General features: G+C 51.8%; 9 protein-coding genes. 6 read left to right on the plus strand and 3 right to left on the minus strand.

Annotated elements, in window-relative coordinates; translation table 11 throughout:
- A partial coding sequence (locus ACESNI_RS19075) for a molybdate ABC transporter substrate-binding protein (protein ID WP_373090016.1) occupies window positions 1-195 on the plus strand: 195 nt, incomplete at its 5' end.
- A gap of 1 nt (window position 196) precedes the next feature.
- Here ACESNI_RS19075 and uvrB read toward each other — a convergent pair.
- Together uvrB and ACESNI_RS19085 are read right to left on the minus strand one after the other, a co-directional pair.
- Window positions 197-2,365, minus strand: coding sequence for an excinuclease ABC subunit UvrB (uvrB, locus tag ACESNI_RS19080; protein ID WP_373090018.1), 2,169 nt, complete (start codon window positions 2,363-2,365; stop codon window positions 197-199).
- A gap of 158 nt (window positions 2,366-2,523) precedes the next feature.
- A complete protein-coding gene (locus ACESNI_RS19085; protein ID WP_373090020.1) occupies window positions 2,524-2,742 on the minus strand; it encodes a DUF1127 domain-containing protein in 219 nt (72 codons plus the stop codon).
- A 155-nt stretch (window positions 2,743-2,897) separates the two neighbouring features.
- Here ACESNI_RS19085 and ACESNI_RS19090 point away from each other — a divergent pair, with 155 nt between their 5' ends.
- The 5 genes from ACESNI_RS19090 (at window position 2,898) to ACESNI_RS19110 (ending at window position 8,900) form a co-directional block, all read left to right on the plus strand.
- Window positions 2,898-3,824, plus strand: coding sequence for a transcriptional regulator GcvA (locus tag ACESNI_RS19090; RefSeq protein WP_373090022.1), 927 nt, complete (start codon window positions 2,898-2,900; stop codon window positions 3,822-3,824).
- 125 nt (window positions 3,825-3,949) lie between these two features.
- Window positions 3,950-5,152, plus strand: a complete 1,203-nt coding sequence (locus tag ACESNI_RS19095; RefSeq protein WP_373090025.1) for a pyridoxal phosphate-dependent aminotransferase — start codon at window positions 3,950-3,952, stop codon at window positions 5,150-5,152.
- A gap of 192 nt (window positions 5,153-5,344) precedes the next feature.
- Window positions 5,345-7,360, plus strand: a complete 2,016-nt coding sequence (locus ACESNI_RS19100; protein ID WP_373090027.1) for an elongation factor G — start codon at window positions 5,345-5,347, stop codon at window positions 7,358-7,360.
- Window positions 7,361-7,457: 97 nt separating this feature from the next.
- Window positions 7,458-8,429, plus strand: coding sequence for a protein-methionine-sulfoxide reductase catalytic subunit MsrP (gene msrP, locus ACESNI_RS19105; RefSeq protein WP_373090029.1), 972 nt, complete (start codon window positions 7,458-7,460; stop codon window positions 8,427-8,429).
- A gap of 183 nt (window positions 8,430-8,612) precedes the next feature.
- Entirely contained in the window at window positions 8,613-8,900 is a 288-nt protein-coding gene (locus ACESNI_RS19110) for an encapsulin-associated ferritin-like protein (protein WP_373090031.1), read from the plus strand.
- 73 nt (window positions 8,901-8,973) lie between these two features.
- Here ACESNI_RS19110 and ACESNI_RS19115 read toward each other — a convergent pair.
- A partial coding sequence (locus ACESNI_RS19115; protein WP_373090033.1) for a flavodoxin family protein occupies window positions 8,974-9,525 on the minus strand: 552 nt, incomplete at its 5' end.

Genomic DNA, 9,525 nt, shown 5'->3' on the forward strand with positions numbered 1-9,525 from the left:
ACCGATGCCCGCCTTAGCAAGTCAGTAAAAATTGTTACGCCGATCCCACACGATGCTTATCCCAAAATCCTCTACGGAATGGCAATCTTGAAAGACTATGACAGCCATTCGGCCGAGCTTTTTTTTGACTTCCTTCGCTCAGATGAAGGTCAGGCAATTTTCCACAAATTCGGTTTCATCACGCCCGGCCAGTAGATTATCGCGACCGTCCGCCGAGCACATGACCGTTGCCCGAGCGACCCTTGCGAGACCGCCCTTGCGGTCTGCCGCTATTGGGTCCCCCGATACCGAGTTCGCGGTCCTGTAATTTCCTGACTTCGTCACGCAGCCGGGCAGCTTCCTCAAATTCGAGATCACCCGCGGCAGTCCGCATTTTCTTTTCCAGATCTTCAATATGGGCAGTGAGATTATGGCCAATCATGTGGGTTGCGTCTTCGAGCCCCAGCCCGACATTATAATGATCCTGTTCGTAAACACTTCGCATGACATCGCCAATATTCTTACGAATGGACATTGGTGTGATGCCATGTTCTGCATTAAAGGCTTCCTGCTTGTCTTTCCGTCGTTTCGTCTCATCAAGGGCAAACTGAAGACTTTTCGTGATTTTGTCGGCATACAGAATAACCCGGCCATCGACATGGCGGGCGGCGCGGCCGATGGTCTGGATCAATGAGGTGGCGGAGCGCAGAAAGCCTTCCTTGTCGGCGTCAAGAATGGCAACTAGGGCGCATTCGGGAATATCCAGCCCTTCGCGCAACAGGTTAATCCCGACGAGAACATCGAAGGTGCCAAGCCTGAGATCGCGTATAATTTCAATACGTTCCATTGTATCAATATCAGAATGCAGATATCTGACCTTGATACCGTTTTCATGAAAATACTCGGTCAGGTCCTCGGCCATTTTTTTGGTGAGGGTGGTCACCAGAACCCGCTCTCCCTTGGCCGCACAAAGCCTGCATTCGCGCATCAGGTCATCAACCTGTTTATCTACTGGGCGAATAATGCAATTGGGATCGGTAAGGCCCGTCGGCCGGATAACCTGCTCGACGAATGTCCCGCCCGTTCGCTCAAGTTCCCATGGGCCGGGGGTCGCCGACACAAAAATTGTCTGTGGGCGCATCATTTCCCATTCTTCAAACTTGAGGGGGCGATTGTCCAGGCAGGATGGCAGACGAAAGCCATATTCAGACAAAGTTGACTTACGCTTGAAGTCACCCTTGTACATGGCACCAATCTGGCTCACCGTGACATGGCTTTCATCAACCATCAGCATGGCATTGTCAGGGAGGTATTCAAACAGGGTGGGAGGTGGCTCGCCGGGGCCGCGACCGGACAGGTAACGAGAATAATTCTCGATCCCGGCACAGGCCCCCGTCGCTTCCATCATCTCAAGGTCGAACATCGTGCGTTGCTCAAGACGTTGGGCTTCCAGCAGCTTGTTCTGCGTTTCGAGTTCGGCGAGCCGTGATTTAAGCTCAAGCTTGATTTTCTCCTGCGCCTGCCGGAGGGTTGGCTTCGGCGTAACATAATGGCTATTGGCATAGACGCGGATCTCGCCGAGCGTTCCAGATTTTTGGCCCGTCAGAGGGTCAAATTCGGTAATCGCTTCCAGCTCGTCTCCGAAAAGGGACAACCGCCATGCCTGATCTTCCAGATGGGCCGGAAAAATTTCAATGGTATCCCCGCGGACGCGGAAGGTGCCCCGCGTAAAACTGGCATCGTTCCGCCGGTACTGCATGTCCACCAGACGCTTCAGAAGATCCTGACGATTGAAACTTTGACCCGTTTTCAGGTGCAATGTCATCTCGCTATAGGTCTCAACGGACCCGATACCATAGATACAGGAGACCGAGGCGACGATGATGACGTCATCGCGTTCAAGCAGAGCCCGCGTTGCAGAATGGCGCAAACGGTCAATCTGCTCGTTTACCGAGGCGTCCTTTTCAATATAGGTATCCGTCCGCGCGACATAGGCTTCGGGCTGGTAATAGTCATAATAGGAGACAAAATATTCAACGGCATTATTGGGAAAGAAGGCCTTCATTTCACCATATAGCTGGGCGGCAAGTGTCTTGTTGTGAGCAAGAACCAGCGTGGGACGCTGCACCTGCTCAATCACTTTCGCCATGGTGAAGGTTTTACCCGATCCGGTTACGCCGAGAAGAACCTGATCCTTTTCCTTCTCCCGGATACTGGCGACGAGGGATTTGATGGCTTCCGGCTGATCGCCTGCGGGTTCATATTCAGACACCACTTCAAAGGCGATGCCGCCCTGAGATTTTTCCGGACGAACGGGACGATGCGGGATAAAGGCGGCCGATGCCTCCTCCAGTCCCGATGTTTCAGTTTTGTTCTCTGATTGCATATCCTGCTTATAGGATGCTCTGGATGAATTTTCCATGTCTATCTGACGTTATTCGAAAGATACAACATAGGTATAACCAGTTTTAAAAAAAAGGGGCCGTCCGGATACCTGTGGACAGGAAGGAAGACAGGCTCATACCCGGACGGCGGCTTGGGCGCTTACTGGCGCCAAAAATGCTTGGCAATTTCGCTCTGTACATGTGCCGAAGACAGGCCCATGTCACTTAAGTATATCTTATCTGTTGTTTCAAGCTGATACCGCATGGCGGCCCGTTCCTGCCAGCCAACAAGAATGTCCATTACCGAGGTTAAAAAGCCCGCACTGGACTTGCTTGCTACGTTATAGCTTCCGCCGGTTGCACTTATTCTGTATGACATTTTACTAATTCCTTCTATTCAGAGAACCATTTATTTGCGATGGTTCCGTGTCATCAATTCTTCAAAACGGTATTTGTGCCTTTTCGGGCTTGAACACAAGCGACAAATTCTAATACAATAGATTAGTTTTTATAATCTGAAAGTTAGATGAAACCATGCGTCTTCCCCCATTGAAAGCCCTTCGTAGTTTTGAGGCGGCGGCCCGACACTTAAGTTTTTCAAAGGCGGCGGACGAATTGTTCGTAACGCCGGCCGCGATCAGTCACCAAGTGAAGGCACTGGAGGACTGGCTGGGCCTGCCGCTTTTCAAAAGAATGAACCGGGCTGTCATTCTGACGGACGACGGTCAGAATTATGTTGTGGGTATCCGGGACGGTCTCGAAGTGATCGGGGCCGCGACGGAAAAGATGATGAAGCAGGATGCCACCGGACCAATTCATGTCGATACCCTGCCGTCATTTGCGGCGCGATGGTTGCTCCCGAGGCTCAGCCGTTTCCGCGATGAACATCCTGACATTGACGTTCGCCTTTCCGCGTCTCACATTCTTACCGATTTTGCGCGTGACGACGTGGATGTCGTTATTCGTTACGGCCATGGCAATTATCCCGGATTACGGGTCGATAAATTTCTGACGGAAGATGTCCTGTTTCCGGTCTGCAGCCCGAGCCTATTGACCGGGGAGCATCCGCTCCGCACACCGGAAGACCTGAAATACCACACCCTGTTGCATGACGATATGAGGATTGACTGGCAAACCTGGTTGACGGCGGCTCAGGTTGACGATGTTGATCCAAAAAAAGGCCCGAGCTTTAACGATAGCTCAATGGTGTTAACGGCCGCAATGGAAGGGCAGGGCGTTGCCCTTGGACGGAGCACGCTTGCTGAGGGGGACCTGATTGCTGGCCGGCTGGTGCAGCCGTTTAACGTCCGGCCGCTGATGGCAGGGCATGCCTATTTTATCGTCTGCCCCGAAGAGACAGCCGACCGGCCCCGTATCAAAGCCTTCAGGGCGTGGCTTCTCAAGGAAGCTGCGTTGAACCCCGGCCGCTTCATGTCCAATGCGGATGACGAGGCAGAGTGAGCTGCTGCCTGTCTTAATTTCCTGAAAAAAATATGGTCTCAGAGGCGAATAAACGCTATAGAACTATCGCTTGTAGGCGCAAATTGGCGTCGTAATTTTATCCTAGCCGAAAGAGATATCCAGTCATGTCTATTATTGCGGAAAGTTTAGGCCGTATTAAACCCTCACCGACAATTGCAGTGACAACCAAGGCCGCGGAACTTCGCGCCGCGGGCCGTGATGTTATCGGACTTGGCGCCGGGGAGCCGGATTTTGACACACCCGACAATATCAAGGCTGCAGGCAAGCGGGCGATTGATGAAGGCAAGACAAAATACACGGCCGTTGACGGTATTGTAGAGTTGAAACAGGCTATCTGCGACAAGCTGAAACGCGAGAACGGCCTGACATATGAAACCTCTCAGGTGACCGTCTGCTCCGGCGGGAAACAAGTCATCTTCAACGCTCTATTGGCGACGCTAAACCCGGGCGACGAGGTTATTATTCCGGCGCCATACTGGGTTTCCTACCCAGACATGGTGCTGCTTGGCGGCGGCACACCGGTTTTTGTCGAGGCCACAGCCGCAACGAATTTTAAGATGCAGGCGGCAGATCTGGAAGCCGCTATCACCCCGAAGACAAAATGGTTGATCTTCAATTCACCTTCCAATCCGACAGGTGCAGGTTACAGCCGGGACGAACTCAAAAAACTTACGGACGTGCTGGTGCGGCATCCGAATGTCTGGATCCTGACTGACGATATGTATGAGCATCTGGTGTATGATGATTTCAAGTTCGTCACCCCGGCGGAGGTTGAACCCAAGCTGTATGACCGGACCCTGACCATGAACGGGGTGTCAAAGGCCTATGCCATGACGGGGTGGCGTATCGGATACGGGGCAGGGCCCAAAGAGCTGATCAAGGCAATGGCTAAGGTACAGTCGCAAAGCACATCCAATCCCAGTTCAATCGGTCAGTATGCCGCGCTGGAGGCCCTCAATGGTCCGCAGGACTTCATTGCCGAACGGGCAAAAGTATTTGAGGGACGCCGGGATCTGGTTGTCGGCATGCTTAATCAGGCGTCGGGGCTTTCCTGCCCGACACCTGATGGTGCGTTCTATGTTTATCCATCCTGTGCCGGTTGCATTGGCAAGAAAACGCCGGAGGGAAAAGTCATTGAAAATGATCTTGACTTTGTCACGGCGCTTTTGGAAACCGAAGGTGTTGCCGTCGTCCACGGCGAGGCATTTGGCCTGTCTCCGCATTTCCGGATATCCTACGCGACGTCAACCGAGGCGTTGACAGAAGCCTGTATCCGGATACAAAGGTTCTGTGGCAGCCTGACCTGAGGTTTCTTCCTAATATCGAATGAAGACGGTCGATGATTCGGCCGTCTTTTTTTATGATCCGGGCACTACTCATTTTTTTTTGGGAAAGTGCGCGCTAATACAGGCTCGTATCCCCCTCATGGATTTTTTGCTTGCCCTCATCGAAAGGGAGGACGAACATTAGGTTTATCTAACTATACAGGGAGGCACGTCATGGTCGTAGACAAGCCGCGGGGGCCTCGCAGCATCGCGCTGGTGGGTCCCTATTCAAGTGGAAAAACAACTCTCCTCGAAGCTATTTTGCATATCTGCGGTGAGATAGACCGCAAGGGAAGCGTCAACGCGGGAACCTCAACAGGCGACAGTTCCAAAGAGGCGCGGGACCGTCAAATGAGTGTCGAAGTGAATGCAGCACATACAAACTATCTGGGGGATGAATTCACCATTCTCGATTGCCCCGGCTCCGTCGAATTTTTTCAGGAAACAGAGAATGCGTTAAAGGGGGTCGATGCGGCCGTGATTGTTTGTGAGCCGGATAGGGACCGGGTACTGACCCTATCTCCCATTCTGAAAAGCCTGCAGGAAAAGAACCTGCCGACATTTATCTTCGTAAACAAAATTGATAAGGCGCACGGCTCCGTTCAGGATCTTTTTGACTCGCTGCAGTTGGTGACGGAGCGTGCTTTGGTCCTCCGTCAGGTGCCAATTTTGAAAGATGGCATTATTACCGGATATGTCGATCTGGCCTCGGAACGGGCCTATGTTTACAAGGAAGGCGAAGCATCTCGGACAATAGACCTGCCGCCGACTATGGCGGAAGAAGAAGGATCGTCCCGTTTTGCGATGCTCGAAAAACTTGCGGATTTTGATGATCATTTAATGGAAGAATTGCTGGAGGATATTAACCCTGAGAGGGAGGAAATCTATTCACTTTTACAAAATGATCTGAAAGACGGTCTCGTGACGTCGGTTTTTCTTGGATCGGCAGAATCTGACAATGGCGTCCGCCGGTTGCTGAAAGCCCTCCGCCACGAGGTTCCGGAAGCATCGGTCGCCGCGGCGCGGACAGGAATTGAGATTACCCCTGACAGCATGATCGCCGAAGTGATCAAGACCTATATGTCTGGGCAGGGCGGTAAGCTTTCTCTCGCCCGGGTCTGGTCTGGGACAGTTCACGATGGTGATAGCTTCGCCGCTGGCCGGATTGGCGGCATCTTCAGGCTTCAAGGCGGAAAATCAGATAAAATATCGTCGGCCGAGCCGGGAGATATTGTTGCATTTGGCCGGCTGGATACGGCACAGACTGGCGATATCTTGACAATTAGCGAGACAATCCGGCCAACGTCGTCGTTGGCCTTGGCTCCGGTTTTTAACGTTGCCCTTTTCGCAGAGAAGCGCGAAGACGATGTGAAATTATCTGCGGCCCTTGCAAAAATTATGGAGGAAGATCCTTCGTTTCAAGCCGAGCATAAGCAGGAAACCCAGGAATTGCTATTATGGGGGCAGGGGGAGATCCATCTCAAGGTAGCGCTGGAAAGATTGCGCAATAAATACGGCCTGAGTGTCAAGTCTCAACGCCCCAAGGTTGCCTACAAGGAGGCCATTCGAAAGGCGGCGACACAACATGCGCGCTACAAGAAGCAAAGTGGCGGTCACGGGCAATTCGGCGATGTGCAGATCGAAATCAAGCCCCTGCCACGCGGGACGGGCTTTAGTTTCGAGGAGAAAATTGTCGGCGGCTCGGTGCCGCGGCAATATATCCCGGCGGTTGAGCATGGGGTAAAGGAATATCTGGTCGAGGGGCCGTTGGGCTTTCCGGTTGTCGATATCTCCGTCACGTTGTTCGATGGACAGTTTCACTCGGTCGATAGCTCGGAAAATTCTTTCCGCTCCGCCGCCCGCATAGCCATGACCGAAGGTATGCCGAAATGCGACCCGGTCTTGCTGGAGCCGATCTGCAAGGTGGACATCTCCATGCCGTCTGAGCATACGTCGAAAGTGAACAGTATTGTTTCGGGGCGGCGGGGGCAGATACTTGGCTTCGATGCGCGGGAAGGCTGGGACGGCTGGGATGTCCTAGAGGCGATGATCCCGGAATCCGAGGTCCATGATCTGATCGTTGATCTTCGGTCTGCCACCCTGGGGGTGGGAACCTATCGCCGTCAATTTGACCATCTGCAGGAACTTACAGGCCATAATGCAGACAAGGTCCTGCAAAACCGGGCTTAATAGGGGAGGCTGGCGTTTCACGGGATGTTGAATTGTAGTTGAGCGCGGAATATCTAATTATTCCTCTAATGTACGAAGATTGAAAGAGGAGACGCGCGTGCTGATTAAAATTCGTAAAGGGTGGGAACTTCCAGAGTCTATGGTCCTGTCGGAGAGTGCCTTTCTAAACCGGCGATCAATCTTGAAGGGAATGGCAGGCGCAGGGTTAATCGCCTCCGTAGGCTCGATGGCGACATTCCGGCATGCTCTTGCGGACACAAAGGATCCAAGCGCGAATCTCTATCCTGTGCCGCGAAATGACAAATATACAGTCAAGCGCGACCTCACTCCGGAGAAGATTTCCACGACCTACAATAATTTTTATGAGTTCGGCTCCCAAAAGACAATCTCCGAGGCGGCGCAGGCCCTGAAGATACGCCCTTGGACCGTCAAGATTGATGGCATGGTGGAAAAGGAGATGGAAATCGGGATCGACGACCTCCTCTCAAAAATGCAGCTTGAAGAAAGACTATATCGTCATCGTTGCGTCGAGGCCTGGTCGATGGTCGTGCCCTGGAGTGGATTTCCGTTGAAGGATCTCGTGAAATTGGCCGCTCCCACATCGGGCGCCAAATATCTTGTAATGCAGACTTTCGAAGACAAGGCCGTGGCACCGGGGCAAAAGCAGTTCTGGTATCCCTGGCCCTATACCGAGGGGTTGACGATGGAGGAGGCGACAAATGACCTCACCTTCCTTGTGACAGGCATGTATGGAAAACCAGTATCCAAGCAGAACGGCGCTCCCTTGCGGCTCGCCACGCCGTGGAAGTATGGCTTTAAAAGCGTCAAATCGATTGACAGGTTTACCTTTACAGACAAGCGCCCGGAGACGTTCTGGGAAAAGCTGAATAGTGACGAATATGGGTTCTGGGCTAACGTAAATCCGGAAGTCGATCACCCGAGATGGTCGCAGGCGACAGAGCGGGATATAGGGACCGGAGATCGGGTTCCAACGGAAATCTATAATGGCTATGGGGACTATGTCGCAAACATTTATAAGAACATCAAGGGTGAGGCATTATACAGGTGACCGCAAAAGAGAAATTCTGTCTTTTGGCGTATTGATCTGATTGAGGCAGGTCTGAACCTGTTATTCTTAGCTGAATTATGGAAATAAATAACTGCCCGACGGTTTTAGATTGTCAAGGGTTCTGCTATCGTGCTGCATGCGCTACAGAAATCTCGTTCACTTGGCAGAGGAAGGCAATAGCATATGGCTAACGAAGGATATCACGAACCGATTGAGGAATTGTCCGCTGAAACGAAGGACATGCATAGAGCGATCACCTCTCTGATGGAAGAATTTGAGGCTGTCGACTGGTATAATCAGAGGGTTAATGCCTGTACGGATGAAGGTTTGAAAGAAATCCTCATTCATAATCGGGATGAAGAGAAAGAACATGCCGCTATGGTTCTTGAATGGATCCGAAGAAGAGACCCGGTCCTTGACAAGGAGCTCAGGGAGTACCTATTCAAGGATGGCCCAATTTCTGATAAATAGTCACAACTCTTATTTTTAAAATGCAAATAAAACGGCCGCTTTCCTGAAAGGATAGCGGCCGTTTTATCTTCAGCTATGAGCGATGATCCGGATTTTCATAATCGAAACGGCTACCGGCTTTCCAGGCATTCCGATCATTTCCATGGTTTGGGATTCCTCCAGAATCCGACAGAAGTTTCGCCATATGCATTAGGTTCCACGTCATGATCGTTGTGTTCCGTTGCGTGAATTCATTTTCAAAACCAATGTGTTTATCCTCAACCATATCCCCGTAGGAAGGCCCCGGTCCGGCTTCACCAATCCAGCCGCAATCTGCTTGCGGCGGGATGACAAATCCGAGATGTTGGAGAGCATAAAGAATTGTCATTGAGCTATGCTTAATGCCATCTTCGTTGCCTGTAATGACGGCACCACCGACCCGGCCATAGAAAACACTTTGTCCTTTGTCATTCAGCATTCCGGACATTCCGTAAAGACGTTCGATCAAGATCCGGCAGACCGAACTTTCTTCTCCCAGCCAGATCGGTGTCCCGATCACGATAATATTGGCGCTTTTCACCTTTTCCCATAACGCCGGCCAGTCATCCCTGTCCCAGCCATGCTCGATCATATTGGGATAAACACC

The sequence above is a fragment of the Sneathiella sp. genome, assembly GCF_041689005.1.
Taxonomy (GTDB): Bacteria; Pseudomonadota; Alphaproteobacteria; order Sneathiellales; family Sneathiellaceae; genus Sneathiella.